The sequence below is a fragment of the Chromobacterium amazonense genome (assembly GCF_001855565.1).
In the GTDB taxonomy this organism is placed as follows: Bacteria; Pseudomonadota; Gammaproteobacteria; order Burkholderiales; family Chromobacteriaceae; genus Chromobacterium; species Chromobacterium amazonense.
The window spans coordinates 171,236-194,916 of record NZ_MKCR01000002.1 but is presented as its reverse complement, the minus strand read 5'-3'; the positions used below and the strand labels follow the sequence as shown (position 1 = coordinate 194,916).

General features: G+C 65.2%; 28 protein-coding genes and 3 tRNA genes. 21 read left to right on the top strand and 10 right to left on the bottom strand.

The features are described 5' to 3' along the window. Positions 1 to 189: 189 nt before the first annotated feature. From BI343_RS01640 to BI343_RS01610, 7 genes are read right to left on the bottom strand one after another with little or no spacing between them, the layout of a single operon-like run. Positions 190 to 2,280, bottom strand: coding sequence for a flagellar biosynthesis protein FlhA (locus tag BI343_RS01640; protein ID WP_071108386.1), 2,091 nt, complete (start codon positions 2,278 to 2,280; stop codon positions 190 to 192). Continuing rightward, a complete protein-coding gene (flhB, locus tag BI343_RS01635; protein WP_071108385.1) occupies positions 2,277 to 3,416 on the bottom strand; it encodes a flagellar type III secretion system protein FlhB in 1,140 nt (379 codons plus the stop codon). Before flhB ends, BI343_RS01640 begins: the two co-directional genes overlap by 4 nt. Further along, on the bottom strand, positions 3,409 to 4,188 hold the full coding sequence (gene fliR / locus BI343_RS01630; protein ID WP_071108384.1) for a flagellar biosynthetic protein FliR: 780 nt from the start codon (positions 4,186 to 4,188) through the stop codon (positions 3,409 to 3,411). The genes flhB and fliR overlap by 8 nt, the downstream gene beginning before the upstream one ends. After that, on the bottom strand, positions 4,189 to 4,461 hold the full coding sequence (gene fliQ / locus BI343_RS01625) for a flagellar biosynthesis protein FliQ (RefSeq protein ID WP_043622525.1): 273 nt from the start codon (positions 4,459 to 4,461) through the stop codon (positions 4,189 to 4,191). It abuts the gene before it with no gap. Positions 4,462 to 4,471: 10 nt separating this feature from the next. Continuing rightward, a complete protein-coding gene (gene fliP, locus BI343_RS01620) occupies positions 4,472 to 5,215 on the bottom strand; it encodes a flagellar type III secretion system pore protein FliP (protein ID WP_071108383.1) in 744 nt (247 codons plus the stop codon). After that, positions 5,215 to 5,556 carry a flagellar motor switch protein FliN gene (gene fliN / locus BI343_RS01615; RefSeq protein ID WP_071108382.1) on the bottom strand — a complete coding sequence of 114 codons (342 nt, stop codon included), beginning with the start codon at positions 5,554 to 5,556 and terminating at the stop codon, positions 5,215 to 5,217. Before fliN ends, fliP begins: the two co-directional genes overlap by 1 nt. Before the next feature lie 17 nt (positions 5,557 to 5,573). Continuing rightward, positions 5,574 to 6,413: a flagellar motor switch protein FliM gene (locus tag BI343_RS01610; protein WP_071108381.1), complete on the bottom strand. Its 840-nt coding sequence runs from the start codon at positions 6,411 to 6,413 to the stop codon at positions 5,574 to 5,576. Between the two features lie 232 nt (positions 6,414 to 6,645). Here BI343_RS01610 and fliE point away from each other — a divergent pair, with 232 nt between their 5' ends. The 18 genes from fliE (at position 6,646) to BI343_RS01520 (ending at position 20,698) form a co-directional block, all read left to right on the top strand. Then, positions 6,646 to 6,987, top strand: coding sequence for a flagellar hook-basal body complex protein FliE (fliE, locus tag BI343_RS01605; RefSeq protein WP_071108380.1), 342 nt, complete (start codon positions 6,646 to 6,648; stop codon positions 6,985 to 6,987). Between the two features lie 11 nt (positions 6,988 to 6,998). Then, positions 6,999 to 8,672 (top strand): flagellar basal-body MS-ring/collar protein FliF, encoded by a 1,674-nt coding sequence (gene fliF, locus BI343_RS01600; RefSeq protein ID WP_071108379.1) that lies wholly within the window; start codon positions 6,999 to 7,001, stop codon positions 8,670 to 8,672. Beyond that, the gene (locus tag BI343_RS01595) at positions 8,656 to 9,714 is read left to right on the top strand and encodes a flagellar motor switch protein FliG (protein WP_083340741.1); all 1,059 of its coding nucleotides are present in this window, start codon (positions 8,656 to 8,658) and stop codon (positions 9,712 to 9,714) included. The genes fliF and BI343_RS01595 overlap by 17 nt, the downstream gene beginning before the upstream one ends. Next, positions 9,711 to 10,382 (top strand): flagellar assembly protein FliH, encoded by a 672-nt coding sequence (gene fliH / locus BI343_RS01590; RefSeq protein ID WP_071108378.1) that lies wholly within the window; start codon positions 9,711 to 9,713, stop codon positions 10,380 to 10,382. Before BI343_RS01595 ends, fliH begins: the two co-directional genes overlap by 4 nt. A 3-nt stretch (positions 10,383 to 10,385) precedes the next feature. Continuing rightward, positions 10,386 to 11,699, top strand: a complete 1,314-nt coding sequence (gene fliI / locus BI343_RS01585) for a flagellar protein export ATPase FliI (protein ID WP_071108377.1) — start codon at positions 10,386 to 10,388, stop codon at positions 11,697 to 11,699. Continuing rightward, positions 11,696 to 12,133 carry a flagellar export protein FliJ gene (gene fliJ, locus BI343_RS01580; protein ID WP_071108376.1) on the top strand — a complete coding sequence of 146 codons (438 nt, stop codon included), beginning with the start codon at positions 11,696 to 11,698 and terminating at the stop codon, positions 12,131 to 12,133. The genes fliI and fliJ overlap by 4 nt, the downstream gene beginning before the upstream one ends. 84 nt (positions 12,134 to 12,217) lie before the next feature. After that, the gene (fliD, locus tag BI343_RS01575; RefSeq protein ID WP_071108375.1) at positions 12,218 to 13,567 is read left to right on the top strand and encodes a flagellar filament capping protein FliD; all 1,350 of its coding nucleotides are present in this window, start codon (positions 12,218 to 12,220) and stop codon (positions 13,565 to 13,567) included. A 23-nt stretch (positions 13,568 to 13,590) separates the two neighbouring features. Further along, positions 13,591 to 13,983 (top strand): flagellar export chaperone FliS, encoded by a 393-nt coding sequence (gene fliS, locus BI343_RS01570; protein ID WP_043622560.1) that lies wholly within the window; start codon positions 13,591 to 13,593, stop codon positions 13,981 to 13,983. Then, positions 13,970 to 14,257, top strand: a complete 288-nt coding sequence (locus BI343_RS01565; RefSeq protein WP_071108374.1) for a hypothetical protein — start codon at positions 13,970 to 13,972, stop codon at positions 14,255 to 14,257. The genes fliS and BI343_RS01565 overlap by 14 nt, the downstream gene beginning before the upstream one ends. After that, entirely contained in the window at positions 14,254 to 15,273 is a 1,020-nt protein-coding gene (locus BI343_RS01560) for a flagellar hook-length control protein FliK (protein WP_139165603.1), read from the top strand. The genes BI343_RS01565 and BI343_RS01560 overlap by 4 nt, the downstream gene beginning before the upstream one ends. A gap of 22 nt (positions 15,274 to 15,295) precedes the next feature. Beyond that, positions 15,296 to 15,733, top strand: coding sequence for a flagellar basal body-associated FliL family protein (locus BI343_RS01555; protein ID WP_071108372.1), 438 nt, complete (start codon positions 15,296 to 15,298; stop codon positions 15,731 to 15,733). 5 nt (positions 15,734 to 15,738) lie between these two features. After that, entirely contained in the window at positions 15,739 to 16,434 is a 696-nt protein-coding gene (locus BI343_RS01550) for a FliA/WhiG family RNA polymerase sigma factor (RefSeq protein ID WP_071108371.1), read from the top strand. Positions 16,435 to 16,450: 16 nt separating this feature from the next. Continuing rightward, positions 16,451 to 17,317 carry a flagellar motor stator protein MotA gene (motA, locus tag BI343_RS01545; protein WP_043622568.1) on the top strand — a complete coding sequence of 289 codons (867 nt, stop codon included), beginning with the start codon at positions 16,451 to 16,453 and terminating at the stop codon, positions 17,315 to 17,317. A gap of 3 nt (positions 17,318 to 17,320) precedes the next feature. Further along, the gene (locus tag BI343_RS01540) at positions 17,321 to 18,310 is read left to right on the top strand and encodes a flagellar motor protein MotB (RefSeq protein ID WP_071108370.1); all 990 of its coding nucleotides are present in this window, start codon (positions 17,321 to 17,323) and stop codon (positions 18,308 to 18,310) included. A 212-nt stretch (positions 18,311 to 18,522) separates the two neighbouring features. After that, a complete protein-coding gene (locus BI343_RS01535) occupies positions 18,523 to 19,209 on the top strand; it encodes a Crp/Fnr family transcriptional regulator (protein WP_071108369.1) in 687 nt (228 codons plus the stop codon). 118 nt (positions 19,210 to 19,327) lie between these two features. Then, positions 19,328 to 19,588, top strand: coding sequence for a flagellar biosynthesis anti-sigma factor FlgM (gene flgM, locus BI343_RS01530; protein ID WP_043622582.1), 261 nt, complete (start codon positions 19,328 to 19,330; stop codon positions 19,586 to 19,588). Next, positions 19,588 to 20,013 (top strand): flagellar export chaperone FlgN, encoded by a 426-nt coding sequence (gene flgN, locus BI343_RS01525; protein WP_083340739.1) that lies wholly within the window; start codon positions 19,588 to 19,590, stop codon positions 20,011 to 20,013. The genes flgM and flgN overlap by 1 nt, the downstream gene beginning before the upstream one ends. Continuing rightward, positions 19,994 to 20,698 (top strand): glycoside hydrolase family 73 protein, encoded by a 705-nt coding sequence (locus tag BI343_RS01520; protein ID WP_071108367.1) that lies wholly within the window; start codon positions 19,994 to 19,996, stop codon positions 20,696 to 20,698. Before flgN ends, BI343_RS01520 begins: the two co-directional genes overlap by 20 nt. Before the next feature lie 109 nt (positions 20,699 to 20,807). On the opposite strand, the gene BI343_RS01515 is transcribed toward BI343_RS01520, so the two are convergent. The 3 genes from BI343_RS01515 to BI343_RS01505 form a co-directional block, all read right to left on the bottom strand. After that, positions 20,808 to 20,883, bottom strand: a tRNA-Ala gene (locus BI343_RS01515). Positions 20,884 to 20,892: 9 nt separating this feature from the next. Then, a tRNA-Glu gene (locus tag BI343_RS01510) sits at positions 20,893 to 20,968 on the bottom strand. Between the two features lie 20 nt (positions 20,969 to 20,988). Beyond that, positions 20,989 to 21,064: transfer RNA gene (locus BI343_RS01505), tRNA-Ala, on the bottom strand. Positions 21,065 to 21,371: 307 nt separating this feature from the next. Here BI343_RS01505 and BI343_RS01500 point away from each other — a divergent pair. Genes BI343_RS01500 through BI343_RS01490 form a run of 3 tightly spaced genes read left to right on the top strand, consistent with a single transcriptional unit; the run spans position 21,372 to position 23,594 of the window. Next, complete coding sequence (locus tag BI343_RS01500; protein WP_071108366.1) at positions 21,372 to 22,136, top strand: amino acid ABC transporter substrate-binding protein; 765 nt, start codon at positions 21,372 to 21,374, stop codon at positions 22,134 to 22,136. Positions 22,137 to 22,149: 13 nt separating this feature from the next. Further along, the gene (locus BI343_RS01495) at positions 22,150 to 22,830 is read left to right on the top strand and encodes an amino acid ABC transporter permease (RefSeq protein WP_043622592.1); all 681 of its coding nucleotides are present in this window, start codon (positions 22,150 to 22,152) and stop codon (positions 22,828 to 22,830) included. Continuing rightward, a complete protein-coding gene (locus BI343_RS01490) occupies positions 22,827 to 23,594 on the top strand; it encodes an amino acid ABC transporter ATP-binding protein (RefSeq protein WP_071108365.1) in 768 nt (255 codons plus the stop codon). Before BI343_RS01495 ends, BI343_RS01490 begins: the two co-directional genes overlap by 4 nt. Positions 23,595 to 23,681: the final 87 nt, after the last annotated feature.

The window sequence follows — 23,681 nt, the reverse complement described above, 5'->3', positions numbered from 1 at the left end:
ACCCATTTTCTTGTCATGCCAGTGTAATGCGCATTAAATGACAAAATTTTCGCATTTTGCAAATCATGCAATTGCATTTTCACAACATGCAAAAAAATTCATTGGCATGATTCTTTTCCTGGCTAGGCTTGCAACCGATGCCATGGGCCTTGCCGCTAAGTGCCGCATGGCGCATGAAATGCAATAAGGTCAGCCCAGCGTGCCCGTCAGGCTCACCTGGCGGTTTTCCGGCACCTCGTTGTACGACAGCACGTTCAGGCCGGGAGCGAACAAGCGGCCATAGCGCGCCAGCAGCGGCCGGATCTGCGGCATCACTAGCAGCACCGGCGGCTGGCCCATTTGTTTCATCTGGTCGCGGATCACCGGCATATTGGCTTGCAGCTGCTGCAGCACGTTCGGGTCCACCGGGAAGCTGTCCAGCTGCGGCTTGCCCGTTTGCTGCGCTTGCGACAGCGCGGAGAGCAGCAGGTTTTCCAGTTCGGCCGACAGGTTGAAGGCGCGGATCTCGTCGCGCGGGCCGGCGATGGCCTGCACGATCTGCCGCTTCAGCGCGCAGCGCACCTCGGCGGCCAGCATGATGGGGTCCTTGGTGGCGTCGCTGGCTTCCAGCAGCGCGGTGGCGACAGGCACGATGTCTTTCAGCGAGATGCCGTCCTGCAGCAGCTGGCGGTAGGCGCGCAGCTGCTGCACTGGCGTCAGCGCCTGGCCCAGCGCGGCCGCCAGCTTGGGGGCGAGCGCCGCCAGCCGATCGGCCAGCGCCGCCACGTCGTCGTGGTGGAACAGCTCGGGCAGGTTTTCGCGCATCACCTTGTTCAGGTGTGTGGCCATCACGCTGGCGCAGTCCACCACCTGAAAGCCGAGCCCCAGCGCCTTGCTCTTGTCGGCCAGCGCGATCCACGTCACCGGCATGCCGTAGGCCGGGTCGATGCCGGGGATGCCGTCCACCTCGCCGTAAACGTCCGGAGACGGGATCGCCATCAGGCGGTCGGCGTAGACCTCCGCCTCCGCCACGGTGGCGCCGGAGATCTGGATGGCGTATTGCGAGGGTTTGAGCCGCAGATCGTCGCGCAGGCTGACGGTCGGCAGCAAGAGGCCCATCTGCTCGGACAGGCTTTGCCGCACGCCCTTGACCCGCTTGGTCAGCGGCGCGCCCTGGCTGGCATCCAGCAGCGCCACCAGCCGGTAGCCCAGCGTGATGCCCAAAACATCGGAATAGGGCAGCGTGTTCCATTCCAGCTCGATTTCCGCCTCGCCCTGAATGGCGGATTTGACCGCGGTTTGATTCAGCGCGGCGGCCGTAGGAGGCTGGCGCGCGTGCATGCGCCAAGCCACGTAGCCGAGCAGCGCAGCGAAGCCGAGGAAGGTGGGCCACGGCATGCCGGGGATGATGGCCAGCACCAGCATCATGCCGGCCGCGCTCATCAGCACGGTCGGCGAAGCCAGCATCTGGCTGCCCACCTGCTGCGGCATGTCGGCCTCGTCGTTGATGCGGGTGACGATGATGGCGGCGGCGGAGGACAAGAGCAACGCCGGAATCTGCGCCACCAGGCCGTCGCCTATGGTCATCAGCGCGTACTGGCGGAAGGCGTCGCCCATCGACAGATTGTGCATCAGCGCGCCGATGGCCACGCCGCCGAACAGGTTGATGATCAGGATCAGGATGCCGGCGACGGCGTCGCCGCGGACGAATTTGGACGCGCCGTCCATTGCGCCGTAGAAGTCGGCCTCGGTGGCGATATCGCGGCGTCGCTGCTGCGCCTGCTCCTGGTTGATCAGGCCGGCGTTGAGGTCGGCGTCGATGGCCATCTGCTTGCCCGGCAGGGCATCCAGCGTGAAGCGGGCCGACACCTCGGAGATTCGCTCGGCGCCCTTGGTCACCACCATGAAGTTGATGATCATCAGGATGACGAACACCACCATGCCGACCACGAAATTGCCGCCTATCACCACATTGCCGAAGGCTTCGATCACCCGGCCAGCGGCATGGGTGCCCTCGTGGCCGTGCAGCAGCACAACCCGGGTGGACGCCACGTTCAGCGACAGCCTGAGCAGCGTGGTGGCCAGGATGATGGTGGGGAACACCGAGAAGTCCAGCGGCCGCCGCGCCGATACGCTGACCAGGATCACGATGATGGCCAGCACGATGTTGAAGGTGAACAGCATGTCCAGCGCCAGGGGCGGCAGGGGCAGCATCACCATGGCCAGAATGGCCAGGAGGAACAGCGGGGCGGCGAGCTTGTGGCGGCCGATATCGGCAAGCAGTTTAGTCAGCGAGTTCATGATGCGGCTTCGGGGTCGGACAGTTCGCGCGGGACCGACAGGTCCGGCAGGGTGGGGAGGTTGCGGCGGTTGCCCGCTTGGAACGCTTTCAGTTGCAGAACATAGGTCAGCACCTGCGCCACCGCGCGGTACAGCGGTGCGGGAATCTGCTGGTTGACCTGGGTGGTGTGGTACACCGCGCGCGCCAGGGGCGGCAGCGGCAGCACGGTCAGTTTCAGCTCGTCGGCCAGTTGGCGGATGTACAGCGCCATCTCGTCCACGCCCTTGGCGACGATGAAGGGCGCTTCGGCCCTATCTTCGTCGTATTTCAGCGCCACCGCGTAGTGGCTGGGGTTGACGATGATGACATCGGCGCCGGGCAGCGCCTTGCGCACGCCGCGCTGCGCCAGTTGGCGCTGAAGCTGGCGGATGCGCTGGCGCACCTCGGGGCGGCCTTCGGTGTTCTTGTGCTCTTCCTTGATTTCCTGTTTGCTCATTCTTTGTTGTTTCAAGAACAGGAAAACCTGCAGCGGCAAGTCGGCCAGCGCGAAGAGCAGGAACACCGCGGCCAGTTTGAGCAGGCAGGACAGCAGCAGATCGGCGGCGCCGGCCAGCGTGGGTAGCAGCGGCATGCTGTGCAGGGCGAAAAAGTCATGCAGCGCGTCGCTGGCCACGCGGTACAGCAGCCAGCCCAGCACCAGCGCCTTGGCGATGGATTTGCCGATCTCGCTGGCGTGCTTGGGCGAGGCCAGCCGGGAGAGATGCGCCAGTGGGTTCATGCGTTCGAACTTGGGGCTGATCTGGTTCAGCACGAACACCCAGCCGCCTGGAAACAGGCTGAGCAGCAGCATGGCCAGCGGGATGACGGCCAGCGGCGCCAGCATCTTGATCAGCAACAACAAGGTACCGCCGAACAGCTTGGACCAGCTGTTCTCCAGCGCGCCCTGGCCGGCCAATGAGGCGAAGGCCAGCGCGAACAATTGCCGGAAATCGTCCAGCCAGCCCGGTGCCAGCCAGAACATCATCTTCAGCGCCAGCAAGAGTCCCAGCGCGGCGGCCAGGTCCTTGGAGCGCGGCACCTGGCCCTGCTCGCGGGCCTTGCGCAGCCGCTGGGGCGTGGCCTTTTCGGTCTTGTCTCCCTGTCGCGCCTCAGCCATGGCCGATCTCCAGCAGGCGGTTCAGCAGCCGCAGCGTCTGCTCGCTCAGGCTCAGGTATTGCGGCGGCAGCACCTGCATCAGCAGGGTCAGCGTGGACAGGCCGAACAGGGTCACCACCGGGAAGCCCAAGGAAAACAGATTCAGCGCCGGCGCCACGCGGTTGATCATGCCGAAACCGGCCTGGACGACGAAGGTGGCGAACACCACCGGCAAGGCCAGGATCATCGCCGCTGACATCACCCAGCCGACGCTGGCGGCCAGCACCGGCAGCGAGGCTTGCGGAATGCCGCCTCCCAGCGGCCAGGCGCGGAAACTGGCGTAGACAACTTGCACCAGCACCAGGTGGCCGTCCATGGCGAAGAACAGCAGCGCGGCCAAAAGATAGAGCAGGCTGGACACCACGTCCGAGCTGTTGCCGTTGCCTGGATCGTTCATCACCGCCATCGACAATCCCATCTGCGAGGACAGCAGGAAGCCGAGCAGCGACAGCACGGACAGCGTCAATTGGAAAGCGAGGCCGAACAACAGGCCGATGATGACCTGCTCCACGCTGGCGGCGACGCCGTGCAGGGAGAACGGGTCGATCGGCGAATGGGCTGGCATGCCGGGAATGCAGGCGACGGCCAATGCCAGCGCCAAGCCGATGCGCGCCGGCAGCGGCATCATGGCGTCGCCGATGAAGGGCGCGATGCTGAACGCCGCCAGCAGGCGGCAAAACGGCCACCAGACGGCGGGAATCAGATCCAGCAGCTGGGCGTACAGGCCCTGCATCTATCCCACCTGGCTCGCGGCGCGCTGGAACATGGCGACGCAGAAATCCATCAGGTAGCCGGTGATCCAGTGGCCGGCCAGCGCGATGGTCAGCAGCACGATCAAGAGCCGCGGCAGGAAGGATAGCGTCTGCTCGTTGATCTGGGTGGCGGCCTGCAGCAGGCTGACAATCACGCCGACGATCAGGCTGGGCAGCACTAGCAGCACCACCAGCGTCACCACCACGCGCAGGCTGTCGTTGACGATGTCGACCGCGATGTCGGGCGTCAGCATGCGTATCTCCTCAATAGGCCTGTATCGACGTGACCAGGGTGTTGACGGTCAGCGACCAGCCGTCCACCAGCACGAACAAGAGCAGTTTCAGCGGCAGCGAGATCACCAGCGGCGACAGCATCATCATGCCCATCGCCATCAGCACGCTGGACACCACCAGGTCTATCACCAGGAAGGGAATGAACAGCATGCAGCCGATCTGGAACGCCGTTTTCAGTTCTGACAGCACAAAGGCCGCCAGCTTGACGGTGAAGGCGTGGTCTTCCGGGCGGGCGATGTCGCCTTCGCCGGACAGCTTGGCCACCTGGGCCAGCGCGGTCTTGCCGGTTTGCGCCAGCATGAAGCGGCTGACCGGTTTGGCGGCGATCTCCAGCGCCTGCTGCATGGTGATCTTGTCCTGATCGAAGGGCACCATCGCCTCGTTCCACACCTGCAGTCCCACCGGCCGCATCACCAGCAGGGTCAGGATCAGCGCCACGCCGGTGATCAGGCGGTTGGGCAGACCCTGCTGCAGGCCCAGCGCCTGGCGCAGCAGGGACAGTACGATGACGAAGCGGGTGAAGCTGGTCATCATCAGCGCCAGAATGGGCAGCAGGCCCAGCGCCGTCATCAGGATCAGGATCTGCGTCTTGACGGTGAAGTCCACCGCCGCGCCGCCGGAAGTGGCGGTCAGCAGCTTCAGCGGCTCGGCCCAGGCCGGAGCGGCGCAGAGCATGCAGCCGGCCGCCGGCAGCAGGATGAGGGCGCGCTTCATCAAGCGAGGCTGTCCAGCTGCAGGTCGTTCAGTTCCACCACGCGCAGGCCGTAGTTGTCGCCGGACACCACCACCTCGGCGCGGCCTATGGTCGTGCCGTTGACCTTGATGTCCAGCGGCTCGCCGGCCGCCTTGTCCAGTTCCACAACCGAGCCGGGGCCGATGCGGCATAGTTCGGCCAGCGAGATGTCGGCGCCGCCGACTTCCAGGGTGAGCCGGACCGGAATCTTGCGCAGAAACGGCGTCATGTCGCGGGTGGGCGCGTCTTGAGCGGGCGTGGGTGCTTCCGTGTCCAGTCCGTCCAGAATGCCGTCCAGGTCGAAGTCTTGGTTGTGATCCATCGGGTTTCCTTCGGTGCTCATTCGATATCGGTGAAGCCGCTCAGGCACAGCTTGCCCTGCCGCTCCGCCACCTGGGCTGAAAACAGTGGCGTCTCGCGCACGCAGACTTCGGCGCGCGGCGGCAGCGATACCGGCAGCACGCTGCCGGGTTTCAAATCGAGGATGGCCCCCAGCGGCAGTTCCTGCTGCAGCAGGCGCGCGTTCAGCCGCAGTTGCAGCGTTTCGTCGAAGCGGGCGCGTTCGGTCGGACCGGCAAGGCGCGGCCGCTGGCCGGACAGGCTTTGCAGCAGCGCGTCGAAGGCGGTGTGGTCCAGGCGCAGGCGCAGCGCGCCCAGCGGCCGGTCGCCGTCGGCGACGTCCAGCTCCAGCTGCCACGCCGGCTGCGGCGCGAAGCCTTGCGGGCGGAGTGCGCTGGCTGGCGCGTCGCGGCCGGCCAGGCGGTGGATGACGCCGGCCAGCCTCGGCAGCAGCCGTTCGGCCAAGGTTCTCGCCAGCCTGCGCTCGGTTTCCGTCTCCGCCGGCAGCTCGCCTTCGGCCGCGGCGCCGTCGGCGCCGAAGCGGTAATCGAGGATGCCCAGCAGCAGGCCGCGGTCGAAATGGCTGCCCAGCTGCCAGTCGTCCAGCGCGTGCCATTGCCAGCGCAGCTCGTCTGCGGCGGGCAGATGCTGGCTGAGCGCAGACAGTCGGAAGCCGGCGTGATAGCGCCGGTTCAGCTCGCGCTCGAAGAAATCGACCAGATCCTGCCGCAGCGCGCGGGCGAACAAGGGCAGCAGGTGGGTCGGCCGGCCCAGGGTGCGCAGATCCAAGGCCTGCAGGCGGGCGCCGTCCTCCGGTGCAACGATTTTGGCTTTGGGCATGACGGTGTGTCGTTTGTGGGGAGGCTGCGGACAACCCCCGTCTATTGCTGGGAGTGTGCATCTTACTGGTTGGCCGCTTGCGGTAAAGGGGGAAAATTCACGCTTGCTGTTGTGAAAAGTACCGGCATTTAAATAAATCATTGAGTTTAAAATCCGGCAGCCTGCATCAAGACTTGTTAGCGCAGCCAATAAACGGCGCGGGCCTCAACGATTTGAACTCTAAGGATGGGATATGGCCGCCAATCTCGGTTTGATGATTCATGCCGACCGCAACCAGCTGCTGGGCGAGATGAACGCGCTTGGCCAAAGCGCCGTAGCGGCGCCTAAGCCCTCGCTGGACGAGCCCCCGGCCGCACACAGCTTCGGCCAGGCGATGGTGGCGGCCGTGCGCGACGTCGATCAGCAGAACCGTCTGGCGTCGGAAAAAATGACCGAGGTGGACAGCGGGCAGAGCGACGACCTGGTCGGCGCGATGCTGATGAGCCAGGAAGCCAGCCTGTCCTTCTCCATGCTGATGCAGGTGCGTAACAAAGTGGTCGGCGCGGTGGACGAGCTGATCAAGATGCAGCTGTAAGGGGCGGGCAAGTGGTCAAACAACTGCGCAGCGGCTTTGCCGCAGTACAACAAAGAATGGCCGGCCGCCGTCTGCTGCCGGACAACGCCTGGCGCACGCTGCTGCCCATCGTGCTGTTGGCCATAGGCGTCAGCGTGGCGGCCACCTTGTGGTTGTGGCGCGACGACGCCAGCTACAAGCCGGTGTTCGGCGCCCAGGAGAAAGTCAACAGCGCCGACATGATGGCGGCCCTCGATGCCGACAAGATCCCGTACCGCATCCATCCGCAAACCGGCCAGGTGCTGGTGCCGGATGCCGACCTTGCCCGCGCGCGCATGCAGCTGGCGGCCAAGGGGGTGGTGGCGCAGTTGCCGGCCGGGCTGGAGCTGTTGGACAAGAATGACCCCTTGGGCGTCAGCCAGTTCGTGCAGGACGTGCGCTTCCGCCGCGGCCTGGAAGGCGAGCTGGCGCAGAGCATCATGGCCTTGGACCCGGTGCGCGCCGCGCGCGTGCATCTTTCGCTGCCGCGCAGCACTTCTTTCGTCACTGCCGGCAGCGAGAAGGGCTCCGCCTCGGTGGTGGTGACGCTGAAGCCGGGCCAGCAGTTGTCGAATGAGCAGATCGCCGCCGTGGTCAAGCTGGTGGCGGGCAGCGTATCCACGCTGGAGCCGTCGCAGGTGACGCTGGTGGATCAGGCCGGCGCGCTGCTGTCCGGGCGCATCGATCTTGCCGACGGCAATCTGGCGGCGACCGACAACGAGGCAGCCAAGCGCTTCCGCCAGGAGGCCTTGCAGAATGTGCGCGACCTGTTGACGCCGGTCTTGGGCGCCGACAATTTCAAGGTCAGCGTGACGGCCGACGTGGACAACGACCGCGTCGAGGAAACACGCGAAAAATACGGGGAAGCGCCCAAGGTCACCAACGAGGCCTCGCGCGAGGAAACCAGCACCGAGCGCGCCGCGTTGGGCGTGCCCGGCTCCCTGAGCAACCGTCCGGTCAATACCGAGTCGTCCGGCGCGGCCAGCGAGAAAGCCGGCAACAGCAAGAATGCCGTCACCCGCCAGTACGCCTACGACCGCAACATCACCAATATCAAGAAAGCGCGCGGCACCCTGCGCCGCCTCAGCGTTGCGGTGGCGCTGAACCAGGCCGCGGCGCCGGGCGGCAAGGGTTGGCAGCCTGCCGACCTGGCCAATATCGACAAGCTGCTGCGCAACGGCTTGGGCATCAACGCCGAGCGCGGCGATGCGCTGGCGGTGTCCACGCTTCACTTCGCCGCCGCGCCGCAGGAGGAGCCGATCTGGCAGCAGCCGGAAACCTGGTACGAAGGCGCGCGCTGGACGGCCTATGCCGTAGCGCTGCTGTTGGCCTATTTGCTGCTGGCGCGGCCGCTGCTGAAGATGGCCCGCCAATTGGCCGAACACAAACTCCGCGACTATACGCCGGACGAACTGGACGTGACGCCGGAAGACCCGCTGCTGGATAACCGTCCGCTGCGCGAGGCCGCGGCCCAGCGCCAGGCCGCGCTGGCCGCCGCGCCGGGCGACAGCGCGGTGGTGCCGCTCTTGGAAAATTACGATCTGCCGCCGGCCGGTTCGCCGGTGGATGTGATGGTGGAGCACCTGAAGGGGCTGGCGGCCAAGGAGCCGGAGCGCGTCGCGGAAGTGGTCAAGCAATGGGTGCAGAACAATGGACGCAAACAATAATCCGCCGCCGGAATCCCCGGCTTACGTTCCCCCGCAACCGCCTGCCGGCCATGGCCAGATGAGCGCCATCGAGCAGGCCGCCGTGCTGCTCTTGTGCATGGGCGAGGAGCCGGCCGCGGCCGTGTTGCGCTGCCTCAGCCGCGAGGAGCTGCTGCAGGTGACGCAGGCCATGTCCGGCATGAGCGGCATCAAGGTGGACGCGGTGAAAACCACCATGCAGCGCTTCTTTGATGAATACCGCGAGCAGAGCGGAGTGCACGGCGCCAGCCGCAGCTTCCTCAAGCGCTCGCTGGAGCTGGCGCTGGGCGGCGACATCGCCGGCAGCGTGCTGGACACCATCTATGGCGACGCCATCCGTCCCAAGATGGCGCGGCTGCAATGGGTGTCGCCGCAATGGCTAGCCGACCGCATCGCCGTGGAGCACGTGCGGATGCAGGCGGTGTTCCTGGCCTTTCTGCCGCCGGCCTTGGCCGGCCAGGTGGTGGACGCTTTGCCGGCCGCCAGCCGCGACAGCGTGCTGGTCAATGTGGCCAGGCTGAAGGATGTGGACCGCGAACTGCTGCACGAGCTGGAAGAGCTGGTCGATCGCTGCCTGGAGAGCCTGCACACCCAGAGCACGGCGGTGGAGGGCATGCAGCAGACCGCCGACATCATCAACCGCCTGCCGGGCGACCGCAGCCGGATGATGGAGCTGCTGCGCGCGCACGATCCGGACATCGTCGACGAGATCGAGGCGAGGATGTACGACTTCTTCATCTTGTCGCGCCAGACCGAAGAAGTGCTGATGCGCATCTGCGAGGACATTGCGCTGGAACAGTGGGCCATCGCGCTGAAAGGCGCCGAGCCTGCCGTGCGCGACGCCATCATCCAGACCATGCCGCGCCGCCAGGCGCAGAACTTCGAAGCGACGATGCGCCGCTCGGGCCCGGTGCCCAAGAGCCGGGTCGAGGAAGCGCGCCGCGAGATCATGGCCCAGGTGCGGCAGTTGGCCGACGCCGGCGAGATCGACCTGCAGCTGTTCCCTGAGGAAGTGGTCGAGTGAAGGCCTGGAGACCGTTCCGCTTTCCGCCGCTGATAGACGGCGCGCCGCTGGCGCCGGCCGCCGCGGCCGAGGTGCAGGCCTCCGCCGCGGACGGTTTCCGCCAGGGCATGGATGCCGGCTACCGCGAAGGTTTTGACAGCGGCGAGGCCGCCGGGCGCGACGCCGGCTATCAGGCAGGCCTCGAGCAGGGCCGCGCCGAAGGCGTCGCCGCCGCGCGCGCCGAAACCCTGGCCGGCTTGGATCAACTGGCGGCGCCGCTGGAGGCTGCCATCGAACAATTGCGCAAGCTGTGCCGCGATTACCAGGCCGCGCAACGCGACGAAGTCGTCGATCTGGTGGCCAAGGTGGCGCGCCAGGTGATCCGCTGCGAATTGGCGCTGAAGCCGGTGCAGATTCTGGACCTGGTGGAAGAGACCTTGGCCGCCTTGCCGCAGGGCGCGCATAGCCCGGGCGAGGTGGAGGTGCTGCTCAATCCGGAAGAGTGCCAGCGCATCCGCGAGCTGGCGCCGGAGCGCGCCGCGCAATGGCAGCTGAGCGCCGACGCCTCGCTGGCGCCGGGCGAATGCCGGGTGCGCGGCGTCGAATTCGAGGCCGACGCCGGCTGCCAGCAGCGGCTGGAGCATTGCGTGGGCAGCCTGCGCGAGCAGCTCATGGCGGAAGAGGGCTAAACGATGCTGCGCCAGGCGCTGAGCCAGCTTTCCGTGCCGGAAACGCCGGTCGCCACCGTCAGCGGCAAGCTGGTGGGGGTGAATGGCCTGCTGCTGGAGAGCGTGGGCTGCCCGCTGCATACCGGCCAGCGCTGCCTGGTGGAAACCGCCGGCGGCGGCTGGCTGCAGGCGCAGGTGGTGGGCTTCCGCCGCGAAGTGTCTTTCCTGATGCCGTTCAAGAAGCCGGTAGGGTTGGCCACCGGCGCGCGCGTCTTGCCAGCCCCGGACAATAGCGGCCTGATGATTGGCAACGGTTGGCTCGGCCGCATCGTCAACGGCTTGGGCGAACCGCTGGACGACAAGGGCCGCCTGGCCGGCGACGCGCCGCTGGCCGCCCATCCGCCCCCGATCAATCCCTTGAAGAAAAAGCCGGTGGATAGGCCGCTGGACGTCGGCGTGCGCGCCATCAACGGTTTGCTGACCATAGGACGCGGCCAGCGCGTCGGCTTGTTCGCCGGCTCCGGCGTCGGCAAGAGCGTGCTGTTGGGCATGATTACCCGCCATACAGAGGCCGATGTCGTCGTTGTCGGTTTGATCGGCGAGCGCGGCCGGGAGGTGCGCGAGTTCGTCGAGCACGCCTTGGGGCCGGCAGGGATGGCCAAGGCGGTGCTGGTGGTGGCCCCGGCCGATGAGTCCCCCTTGATGCGGCTGAAGGCCACCGAGCTGTGCCACGCCATCGCCGCTCATTTCCGCGATTGCGGCCGCAATGTGCTGCTGCTGGTGGATTCGCTGACGCGTTACGCCATGGCCCAGCGCGAAGTGGCGCTGGCGCTGGGCGAGCCGCCGGCCACGCGCGGCTATCCGCCATCGGTGTTCGGCCTGCTGCCCGGCCTGGCCGAGAGCGCCGGCAACGGCGAAGGCGGCGCGGGCAGCATGAGCGCCATCTACACCGTTCTGGCCGAGGGCGACGACCAGCAGGACCCGGTGGTGGACACCGCGCGGGCGATTCTGGACGGCCACATCGTGCTGAGCCGCGAGCTTGCCGAGCGCGGCCACTATCCCGCGATCGATATTTCGCGTTCGGTCAGCCGCTGCATGAGCCAGCTGGTCGATGAAGAACACGCCGCCGCCGCGCGCGACTTGCGCGCGGCCTGGAGCCGCTACCAAGAAGTGCGCGGCTTGCTGCCGCTGGGCGCTTACGTGCCCGGCGCAGATCCGGCCACCGACCGCGCGCTGCGGCTGCAGCCGCGCATCGAGGCGCTGCTGCGTCAAAGCGCGGATGACGCCGCGCTGTTTGCCGAGACGCGCCATCAACTGCAGGAGCTTGCCCGCGCATGAATCCGCCCATCCGCCAATTGGACCTGTTGCTGACGCTGCGCTGTCGCGACGGCGACAAGCTGGAAACCGAGCTGGCCGCCAAGCGCCGGCTGCAGGAACGCTATCGCCGCAATATCGAACGCCTGGAGCAATTGAATGCCGCCAGCGGCGCCACGGCCGCCGCCGGCCACCCGGCGCTGGCGATGAACTGCGCCGGCTACAAAAGCCATCTGGCCGGGTTGAAGCAGACGCAACAGCAGGATTTGCGGCTGGCGGAAGCCGATGCCGAAGTCAGCCGCGGGCGGTTGGAGGCGGCGCGCCGGCGCGAGGAGCAGGCGCGGCGATTGCGCGAAGCGCTTGCGCTGGATTGGCGGCTTCAAATGCAGCGCGCCGAACAGAAACGAACGGATGAAACCGCTGGCCAGGCCTGGCTGAGAGGGCGCGGCGCATGGTGAATATTCACGGCATTTCAGTCTGGGTCCGCGACGGTCGCCACTTCAATGGTGCAGACCATTGATTAGCGGACGAAAGGGATAGCGATGGCGATTGACTTCAACGCGATGCCGCCCAGCACCTGGGCGGACAATCTGGCCAAGAACAGCCTGGGCAATTTGCAGAACGCGCTGGACAGCCAGAACAAGGCTTCCAAGGCGCGCGGCGACGCGCTGAACCAGCTGCAGAAGGCGCTGCAGGATTACAAGAGCAGCCTCACTACGCTCAGCGGCAAGAAGAGTCTGATGGCCATGAGCGCCAGCGCCACGCCGGACGGCGCGGCCACGGTCAGCGCCAAGGGCAATGCCCAAGCCGGCAATTACAGCGTGTTTGTCGAGCAACTGGCCAGCGCTCAGCAACTGCTGATGGGCGATCTGGCCGGCGCCACGGCCAAGGCCGGCGACAAGTTCACCGTCAAGCTGGCCGGCGGCGAGAGCTTCGACGTGGCGCTGGACGGTTCCGACCGCGATAACGATGGCAAGCTTTCTCCGAGCGAGCTGGCGCTGGCGATCAACCGGGCCGACGGCAATGCCGGCAAGGTCAACGCCATGGTGCTGAACAGCAACGGCAGCAGCCAGCTGGTGCTGTCCGCCGGCAAGAGTGGCGAAAAGAACGCGATTTCGCTGGACCTGAGCCAAGTAACCGATGCGGGGCTGAAAGCCGGCCTGTCTGCGCCCAAGGAGATGAGCAAGGCCCAGGACGCGGTGGCCTGGCTGGGCGGCAAGACGGCCGGCGTGCGTCTGCAGCAGGGTTCGAACACTTTCGACAACATCGAGGGCTTCAGCTTCACCGTCAACAAGCTGAGCAAGGACGGCGATCCGCCGCTGCAACTGGCCATCAGCCGCAGCGACAGCGACACCACGGCCAATGTGCAGTCCTTCGTCGATGCGTACAACAAGATCTACAAGGCGATAGCCGATCTGTCGCAGCCGGGCTCCAACGGCAAGCCGGGCGCGGCCTTTGCCGACGACTCCAGCGTGCGCGCGTTGAAGGGCCAGCTCAACGCCATCCTGCGCCAGTCCTACGACGGCATCACCCTGGGCCAGCTGGGCATCAGCGCCAGCCGCGACGGCACGCTGACGCTGGACAGCAAGAAGCTGGGCGACGCGCTGAAGGCTGCGCCGGACGCGCTGGATCGCTATTTCAACCCTACGGGGCAGGGCGGCGCGCTGAAGCAGAGCAGCGACTATCTGGACAAGTGGCTGAACTACAGCAACGGCCTGATCAAACAGCGGCGCGACAGCGGCGACCGCGAGCAGAAAGACCTGGCCCGCCGCCAGGACGCGCTGCAGCAGCAATACCAACAGTTGTACCAGCGCTATCTGGCCCAGTTCACCCAATTGCAGAACATGCAGGACCAGATGAAGCAGACGCTGGGCATGCTCAATTTCAACTGATTTGAAAAGACGGGATCGAGATCGTGGATTACGAAGCCTACCGCAGCTACCACGCGGTGAATCTGGAGTCGCAGACCCACGCCGCCAGCCAGGTGGAACTGGTGCTGGTGCTGTTCGACGGCCTGCTGGAGGAGATCGCGCGCGCGCGCGGCCATCTGCAACAGCGCCGCTACGAGCAGAAGGGCGAGAGCATCAGCAAATGCATCAACATCCTGAATGGTCTGTCCAGCGCGCTGGATTTCGAATCCGGCGGCGAGGTGGTGGCCAATCTGGCCCGCTTGTACGACTACTGCGCGCATCGCCTGTACCAGGCCAGCGTGGAGCTGGACATCGCCGCGTTGGACGAGGCGGAGCAGCTGCTGGCTACATTGAAGGGCGGCTGGATAGGCGTGCGGGACCAGCATGACGCGGCCTGATGTGCAGCGCTGGCGCCAGGCCATCGCCGAAGCGGTTGACCGACGTGACTGGGACGCGCTGACGGTTTTGGACGAACGCCTGCGTCGGTTGTTGTCCGAGCCGGGCCATGGCCTAGATGCCGACGATAGGGCGGCGCTGGCCTCCGCCTACCGCGCCGCGCTGGCCGCGAGCGGCGCCGAGCTGGACGCGCTGGGCGAGAAGATGTCCGCGATCGGACAGCAGCGCGAAGGCCGGCTGGCCTACGCGCAATTCAGTGAATGGGAACAAGCATGAGCAGAGTGGCACCGCCGCAATCCGCTCCCGCTTCCTCCGCGCCGGCGGGGAGCGGCGACGCGGCTGTCGGCCAGGCGATGGACGGCCTGGCGTGGATGGATGCCGATCCGGCAATCGGCTTCGCCGACGCGATGTCCGATGCCGGCGCGCGGCAGCCGCCGCCTGAAGATGAGCCGGAGTCGGCTCCGGCGGCGCGCGATGCGGCGCCGCTGGCGGCTGTCGTCCGCCAGGATTTGCCGGTCGCGCCGGCCGCCGTCGATCAGAACGCTGCGGCGGGAGACGGCGCGGACGGGAAAGCGCAGGCGGGAAAACCGGCGGATGCCGCGGCGCTGAGTCCGGCGCTGCTGCCGCAGACCTGGCAGGCGCTGATGTCGCGGCAGGCGCCGCCGCCAGCCGCTGCCGAGTCGGCTGTGGATGTCGGCGAACGCCTGGCTCCAGCGCTGGATGCCGCGGCCAAGCCGGCAGACAAGGCCTGGCAGGCGCCGTTGCCGGAGATGGCGCTGCCGCGGGAGGCCGCGCCGCGGCTGGACGGCTTGGCCGCGGTCTTGCCGCCGATCCATGCGGCCGAAGCCGGCAAGCCGGCGGAGAGCTTCAGCCTGGCCTTGCCGCCGTCCCAGCCGGAAAGCTGGAGCGGCAAGCTGCAGGCCGCCTTGGGCGAGCGTTTGCCGGCCATGCCCGCGCAGAACATGGATCGGGCGACGCTGCGGCTGGACCCGCCGTCGCTGGGCACGCTGGAAATCTCCTTGCGCCACCAGGCGGGCGCGCTGACGGTGGAGCTCACCGCGTCGCACGGCGAGGTGGTGCGCCAGCTGCAAGGCATAGGCGAGGCGCTGCGCCAGGACCTGGGCGGCCGCCAGTACACCCAGGTGGCGGTGGAGGTGCGGGAAGGCATGCCGTCCGGCCACGGCCAGGGCGGCCGCCAGGGGCGGGAGCAGCAGGCTCAGCAGCAGCCGGGTCGGGCCTTGAGCGAGCAGGGCTGGCAGGCGGCCGGCGGATTCCAACTGGATCAGGGCTGAGACAGCGAGAGGATAGCGATAGATGAATAGCAGGACCCTGATCGTGGCCGCCCTGGTGGCCATTGCGGTGGCGGGCGTGGGCGCAGGGGGCTGGTGGTATTACCAGCTGGCCGCGCATGACGAGCCGGCCAAACCCAAGCCGGTCGATTACCGTTTCATCACGCTGGACAAGAACATCGTGATGCTGAAGAGCGAAGCCGGCGGCGATACGCGCTTCATGGCGGTGGACTTGGTGTTTCGCAGCACGCCGGAAGACGAGGCCAAGGTGAAGGAGCAACTGCCGCTGTTGAAGAGCGTCGCGGTGCGCGCCTTGTCGCAACTGAGCCGCGAGCGCGCCAACGCCTTGGGCATAGACGACTATCAGCGCCTGTTGGACAAGGCCTATCGCGCTGCCTTCGCCCGCGAGCGGATGGAGCTGCCATTCAGCGAGGTCATGGTCAGCAAGCTGATCATCGAGTAAGCGCCATGTACGCCGAGCGCTACGAGCAGCCGCCCCAAGCCGCAGACGAGGCGCGCCATCTGGCCGTCTATGCGCCGCTGGTCAAGCGCGCCGCGCGCCAGCTCTCCAGCCAGGCCGGCGGCGTGTTCGACCGCGAAGACATGGAGCAAATCGGCCTGATGGCCTTGCTGGATTGTCTGCGCCGCTACGGCGGCGAACCGGACGAGCGCTTCGCCGGCTTTGCCATGCTGCGCATTCGCGGCGCCATTCTGGACGAGCTGCGGCGGCTGGATTGGCGTCCGCGCGCGGTGCGTCAGGAGGCGCACCGGGTGCGCGACGGCTTGCGCGAGCTGAGGCGCAAGCTCAGGCGGGAGCCGTCCGAAGCCGAGGCGATGTCGCTGCTGGGTCTGGACGCCGAGGCCTACCGCGACGCGCTGCTGGCGGAAAACGCGGAGGCGATGGCCAGCTTCGACGAGATGGTGGCCGCAGGCGTGGAGCTGGCGGGCGAGGGCTCGCCCGAGGCCAAGCTGGAGCGGCAAAGCGAGCTGGCGCGCGCGCTGACCGCGCTGAACGAGCGCGAGCAGCAGGTGATCCAGCTGTATTACGAGTTTGAACTGAGTCTCAAGGAGATCGCGGCGGTGCTGGAGCTGACCGAGGCCCGCATCTGCCAGATCAACAAGAGCGCCCTGAAAAAGATGCAGGCCTGCCTGATGGCCGCCTGAAGCAAGGAAATACCCCATGCAGCAATTGTTTGGCATTCTGATCGTGCTGGTTTGCGTATTCGGCGGCTTCATGCTGCACGGCGGCGCGTTGTCCATCATCTGGCAGCCCACCGAGCTGTTGATCATCTGCGGCGCGGCGCTGGGGGCGGTGGTGCTGGGCAACCCGCCGCATGTGCTGAAGGAAATGGGCGGCCAGATCAGGCGGGTGGTGATGCGCAAAAAACAGGGCGCGGAATTCCAGCGCCAGCAGCTGCTGTTGATGTACGAACTGTTGATCACCGCCAGCCGCGGCTTGAAGGCGCTGGATCAGCATGTGGAAGCGCCGCGGCAGAGCGCCTTGTTCAACCGCTATCCGCTGGTACTGGAAAGCCCCAAGCTGCTGGCCTTCATCGTCGACAACTTCCGGCTGATGGCGATGGGCAAGATCAACGCTCACGAGCTGGAGGGCGTGCTGGACCAAGAGCTGGACGCCATCCACGAGCAGTTGAACCAGCCATCGAAGTCGCTGCACAAGATCGCGGAGGCGATGCCGGGATTCGGCATCCTGGCCGCGGTGCTGGGCATCGTGATGGCGATGAATACCGTGGCACAGGGTGCCAGCGCCGGCGAGATCGCCGCCAGCGTCGCCGCGGCGATGGTGGGCACCTTCATCGGTATTTTCTTTTGTTATGGCGTGCTGGACCCGTTGTCCAATGTGATGGGGCAACTGGTCAAGGAAGAACTGTCGAATTTCGAATCGGTGAAAGTGGTGCTGACCACCCACGCCTCCGGCAAGCCGCCCTTGCTGGCGATCGACGCCGGCCGCCGCCTGGTGCAGTTGAACACCAAGCCCAGCTTCTCGCAGCTGGAAACCTGGATCAATACGCTGGAAGGGCTGGCTTAAACCATGGCGGGCTTGAAGAGCAAGGATGGCCAGGACGGCGCGGTGATCAAGCGCGTGGCGCGCCGCCACGCCGAAGACGCGCACGGCGGCGCCTGGAAGGTGGCGTTCGCCGACTTCGTGCTGGCGCTGATGTGTCTGTTCCTGGTGCTGTGGGTGCTGGCCGCGCGCGATCAGGAAAATCTGCAGCAACTGCTCACCACTTCCGGCGGCAGCCCGCTGCTGCAGGGCAACGGCCGGCAGATAGACCATATGGGCAATCCGCCCGGCACGTTGATTCCGCGTGATCCGATTCCCGGCCATAACGGCAGCCAGGCGGCCAGCAAGTCCATGGTTCGCGACGGCGACAAGCGGGCGGTGAATGATGAGCCGGAGCGCGAGCGACGCAGCTACGACAGTGAGGCCGATCTGCGCAAGCTGGCGGCGGAGTTGTCCGAGATGAGCCGCAAGGCGGGGCTGGAGAGCAATCTTCAGACGGTGATCACGCCGTATGGGCTGCGCGTGACGCTGCATGACACCGATAAGCAGGGCATGTTCGAGCGCGGCAGCGCGATTGTGGAGCCGCGTTTCCGATCCTTGCTGCAGCAGATCGGCGCCATGCTGGGCGAGATAGACAACCGCCTCTTGCTGGTGGGACATACCGACGCGGCGCAATACCACAGCGCAGGCGGCTTCAACGCCCTGTCCAACTGGTCCTTGTCCAGCAACCGGGCCATGGCGGCGCGCATGCACATGCTGCAGGGCGGGCTGGTCGGCGAGTCTGTGCTGCAAGTGGTCGGCATGGCCGATCGCGCGCCGTTGGACAGCGCGCATCCGCTGGCGGCGGCGAATCGCCGCATCGAGCTGCTGATTCTGACTTCCGGGCAGGCGCAGGCGGTGGTGTCGATGTTCGGCGCGGAGGCAAAAGACACGGCCGGCATCCCGGGCGTGGCGTCCGCGCTGCCCAGCGCATTAGACTTGAGCAATCTCAAACGGGATACCGTCGGGATGCGTTAATTTTTTGTTAATATTGTATGTTCAGAAAAATCCTTTTGTTGCAAGGATTTTTTTTTGTGAGAATTTCACATAAATTTTAATCAAATTATTTACAATATCCCAATAGTTGATAAGAATAACGACTCGCGAATCATATTCAATAATATAAAAGGTCAATCAATGACTTTGACATTCAGCGATGGATGTCAGTGAGTCGGGGACGTGTTACCGAGATGAAACAAGAACAAGCAATACAGATGTTGCGGCAGACGCCGCTGTTTGGCCATTTGGCCGAAGAGCAGCTGGATAGGGTCCTGGAGGAGGGCGAGACGATCCGCCTGGCCAAGGGGGAGGAGCTGTATTCGGAGGGCGATGCTTCCGACGAGGTTTACCTGCTGTTCGCCGGCTGCATGCAGGCTTATGTGGCGGAGCCGAACGGTAAAAAGTATGTGTTGCGGATCAGCATGCCGGGCGACATGCTGGGCATGGAGTCCTTCGTCGACGGCGGCATCCGCAACAGCAGCGCGGTGGCCGACGAGGACAGCATGCTGCTGCGATTCTCCCGCGGCATGCTGTGCCGGTTGTTCGACAGCGAGGATGGCCTGCCTGGCTGCCACATCGTGCGCGGCAGCATCATGCGCTACCTCGTTTCCCTGGTGCGCCACATGACCATGTTGGCGCGCAATCTGGCCTTGCTCGATGTGTATGGCCGCGTGCGCATCCTGATCAATCAGATGCTGGTGGAGCAGGACGGCATGCTGATTCTGCGCAAGCAACTGACGCAGCAGGAAATCGCCGATCAGATCGGCTCCTCGCGCGAGATGGTGGCGCGCATCCTGAAGGAGCTGATCTATGGCCACTATATCCGAATGGAGAACCGCCGCATCGTGGTGTTGAAGATGCTGCCGGAAAACTTCTGACCCGGCGCGGCCGCGCCGCCAGTCAGGCGGCCGGCCTTTTTGCCCTCCCGGCTTAAGTTCGGCGCGCTGGCGTCGCCTTGTATCGGTATCGTACCGTATACGGACAGCAGGCATTCTGATGCAGATCTCACTTCATTCCTCCTGGCGCGGCGAACAGGCCGCAAACCTCAAGACCGAAAACCGTCCGGCGGCGGAAGCCGTGCCGCGCGCGCCGGCGGCGCAGGATTCGTCCGCCTCGCTGGCCGCCAATCTGCGCGCCATGCCGGAAATCGACCAGGCCAAGGTGGACGCGGTGCGCGCCGCGCTGGCGCGCGGCGAGGTGCGCTTCGATCCGCAGCGCTTGGCCGGGCTGATCGAGCGATATCACGGCGGACGTTGATGGATAGAAAGCAGGTTTATCGCGAGTTGTTCATGACCATAGCGGCCGATCTGGCCGACTATCCGCTGCTGTTGGAGAGTCTGGAGGCGCAGTTTCAGGCCGCGCTGGCCCATGATGCGGCAGGCTTGGAGGCGTGCGCCTGCCGGATTTCCGAGCTGTGCGACCGGTTGGAGCGTAGCCGCCACGCCCGCCAGGCGTGGGTGCGGGATTTGCTGCCCGTCGGCGCTGAATTGTCGATGAGCGCGCTCTTGGATGCCTTGCCGCCAAATCTGCGCGAGCAGGGCGCGGCGCGTTGGCGGCGGCTGTGCGAGCTGGCGGCCGCGTGTCGCGAGCGCAATCTGCGCAATGGCCAATTGTTGCAGCAGCGGCAAGCCTTGTTGCGGCGGGTGTTGGAGGGGGAGTCCGATGTTTACGCAGCGCAGTGAGAGAGTGGCCGGTTTTGACTCCCCTTTGCGGGAGTCTGTCGCCTTGCCGCTGGACTTGCCCGGCGGCGGCGCCGGATTCGCCGAGCAGTTTTCGGGTTTGCGCCGCGAGGTGGAACGTTTCATCGCCAATGGCGAGCCGGGTGCGGCTGCGCAATTGACGCCCGAAGCCTGGCGTTTGAAACAGCAATTGCAGTCTGCGGAGCTGGCGGCTGCGGCTTCGCCTGAGAGGCAGGCTTTTCTCGATGAAATGAGGCCCTATGCGCAGGCGGCTGCGGCCAAGCTCGGCGTCGCGCCGGACATCGTGCTGGCGCAGGCGGCGCTGGAGTCGGGCTGGGGGCGCAAGCCGTTGACCTTGGCGAATGGCGGCAATAGCCATAATCTGTTTGGCATCAAGGCCGACTCGCGCTGGCGCGGCGGCGTCGCGGCGGCGCTGACCACGGAGTTCGTCGGCGGACAAAAGCAATCCCGGGTGGAGTCGTTCCGCGCTTATCCCAATTACCAAGCCGCTTTTGACGACTACGCCAGCTTGTTGGCGAGCAATCCTCGCTATCGGGCGGCTTTGGGCGTTGGCGGCGATGCGCAGGCGTTTGCCAAGGCTTTGGCGAGCGGCGGCTATGCCAGCGATCCGGGCTACGCCGGCAAGCTGGCCGGCCTGGTTGCTCAGCTGCGGCGAATGCCGCGCTGATGCGGAACGGCGGGCGAAATCGGCGTCAAAGCGAGCCGATTTTTGTTTTGAATTTTTTGGGAAAATAATAAAGGAAAAAGCCGAAATCTCAAGATTTCGGCTTTTTAACTGGTGGAGGTAAGCGGGATCGAACCGCTGACCTCTTGCATGCCATGCAAGCGCTCTCCCAGCTGAGCTATACCCCCAGTATTCGCTGGCGTCCCCACGGGGATTCGAACCCCGGTTATCGCCGTGAAAGGGCGGTGTCCTAGGCCTCTAGACGATGGGGACGTACGTCCTAAATTGTATTGTGGTGGAGGTAAGCGGGATCGAACCGCTGACCTCTTGCATGCCATGCAAGCGCTCTCCCAGCTGAGCTATACCCCCACATAATCTGTCGATTTCGCTTTCGCTTTTGACCGTTGGGTCTCGACAGGAGGCGAACTATACCCGGAGCAATTTTGGCGTGCAAGCGTTTTGTGGAAATATTTCGAAAATATGCAGAAATTACCCATTTTGACTGGCGAATCAGGTGCGAAGCGCGACACGGGAAGGCATTTTGGGTATTTATATTTCAATAAAGAATATAAAACTAAAATAATATTACTTAGTATTCTAACATTGTCGCTGTTAAGGTATCGCCATGGCCGGCCCGTGCTGCCGGAAGACACTGAGCAACGATGGAGATTCGACAATGAAAAAACTGAATACCGCACTGATTCTTGGCCTGTCCCTGGCGGCTGCTGTCGCGCACGCTGACGATCTGGCGGATATCCGCAAGGCTGGCGTGTTGAAGATAGGCACCGAAGGCACGTACGCCCCGTTTACTTATCACAATGCTTCCGGCGAGCTGACCGGTTTTGATGTCGAAATCGGCCAGGCCATCGCCAAGCGTCTGGGCGTCAAGCCGCAGTTCGTCGAGGGCAAGTGGGATGGCTTGATCGCCGGCCTCGACGTCAAGCGCTACGACGTGGTGATCAACGAGGTGGCCGTCACCGATGCGCGCAAGGCCAAATACGATTTCTCCGAGCCGTACATCGTGTCCAAGGCGGTGTTGATCGTGCGCGACGACAATCGCGACATCAAGCGCTTTGAAGATTTGAAGGGCCGCAAGTCCGCCAACACCCTGACCAGCAATTTCGGCAAGCTGGCGCAGCGCTACGGCGCGGAGGTGGTGCCGACTCAGGGTTTCAATGAATCGGTGGCGCTGCTGGAGTCCGGCCGGGTGGAAACCACCATCAACGACAGCCTGTCCTTCCTTGATTTCAAGAAGAAGCAGCCCAAGTCCCGCCTGAAGGTGGCCGCCACCGAGGCCAATGGCGAAGCTTCCGCCGTGCTGCTGCGCAAGGGCAATCCGGAACTGAAGGCGGCCATCGACAAGGCGCTGGCTTCGATCAAGGCGGATGGCACGTATCAGAAGATTTCGCAAAAATACTTCGGCGCCGACGTGTCGCGCTGATTGAGGAGGAGCGATGCCTTCGTGGTTGCAGTTGATGGCGGATTCGCTGCCGTCGCTTGTTTATGCCGGGCTGGTCTTCACCGTGCCGTTGACCTTGCTGTCTTTTGTCGGCGGCTTGGCCCTGGGCCTGGTGGTGGCCTTGATCCGGCTGTTCGGGCCGCGCCCCTTGGTGCTGTTGGTGCGCGCTTACTCCTGGCTGGTGCGCGGCACGCCGCTCTTGGTGCAGCTGTTCGTGATCTTCTACGGCTTGCCCCGCATCGGCATCGTGTTCGATCCGTTTCCTGCCGCGCTGCTTGGCTTCGTGCTCAGCGTCGGCGCGTATACTTCGGAAGTGATACGCGCGGCCATCGCCTCGGTGCCGAAGGCGCAGTGGGAGGCGGCGTATTCTCTGGGCATGAGCTGGTCGCAGGCGATGCGGCGCACCATCCTGCCGCAGGCGAGCCGGGTGGCGGTGCCGCCGCTGGCCAACTCCTTCATCTCTCTGGTAAAGGATACCTCGCTGGCGGCTGTGCTGACGGTGCCGGAGATGTTCCAGGCGGCGCAGCGGATTGCCGCCACCACTTACGAGCCGCTGGTGCTTTATCTTGAGGCTGCTTTTTTGTACCTGATGCTGAGCACGGTGTTGACCTGGCTGCAGGAGCGTCTGGAAAAACGTTTTGACCGCCATGTGGCGCCCGTGGGAGCGGCGGCATGATCAAGCTGAACGATATCGTCAAATCCTTCGATGGCCACCGGGTGCTGGACGGGGTGAGCCTGACCTTGCCCGAGGGTGGCGTCACCGCGCTGATCGGCCCGTCCGGCAGCGGCAAGAGCACGCTGCTGCGCTGCGTCAATCTTTTGGAGGTGCCGGATGCCGGCAGCCTGGAGTTGGCCGGCGATGCCTTGAGTTTCGCGCCGGGGCGCAAGCTGTCGCGCGAGGCGGTGTTGCGGATGCGGCGGGCGACCGGCATGGTGTTCCAGAGCTTTCAGCTGTTTCCGCATCAGACGGCGCTGCAAAATGTGATGGAGGGTCTGCTGACCGTGCAGCGCTGGCCGCGCCAGCAGGCGGAGCGGCGCGCGCGCGAGCTGTTGGACAAGGTGGGCATGGCGCATAAGGCCGACGCCTGGCCGTCCACGCTATCCGGCGGGCAGCAGCAGCGGGTGGCCATCGCCCGCGCCCTGGCGCCGTCGCCGCAGCTGTTGTTGTGCGATGAGCCGACGTCGGCGCTGGATCCCGAGCTGGCGGCCGAGGTGGTGGCGGTGCTGCGCCAGCTGGCGGCCGAGGGCGTCACCATGCTGATGGCGACGCATGATCTGCGCCTGGCCGCCAGCGTGGCGCGCGATGTCGTGTTCTTGGAGCATGGCCGCATCGTCGAGGCGGGCAGCGCATCGCAGATATTCGGCGCGCCGCGCGAGCCGCGCACGGCCGAGTATGTATCCACGCTGACCGCCGGGGCCAGGGATCTGGTGCAGATCTGAGGGCGGGGAGCCGCCGCAAGGCGGTTTCCCTGCGGCGGAATGCAAAAAAAGCCTGCTTGCGCAGGCTTTTTTGTTCGGTGAAGCAGT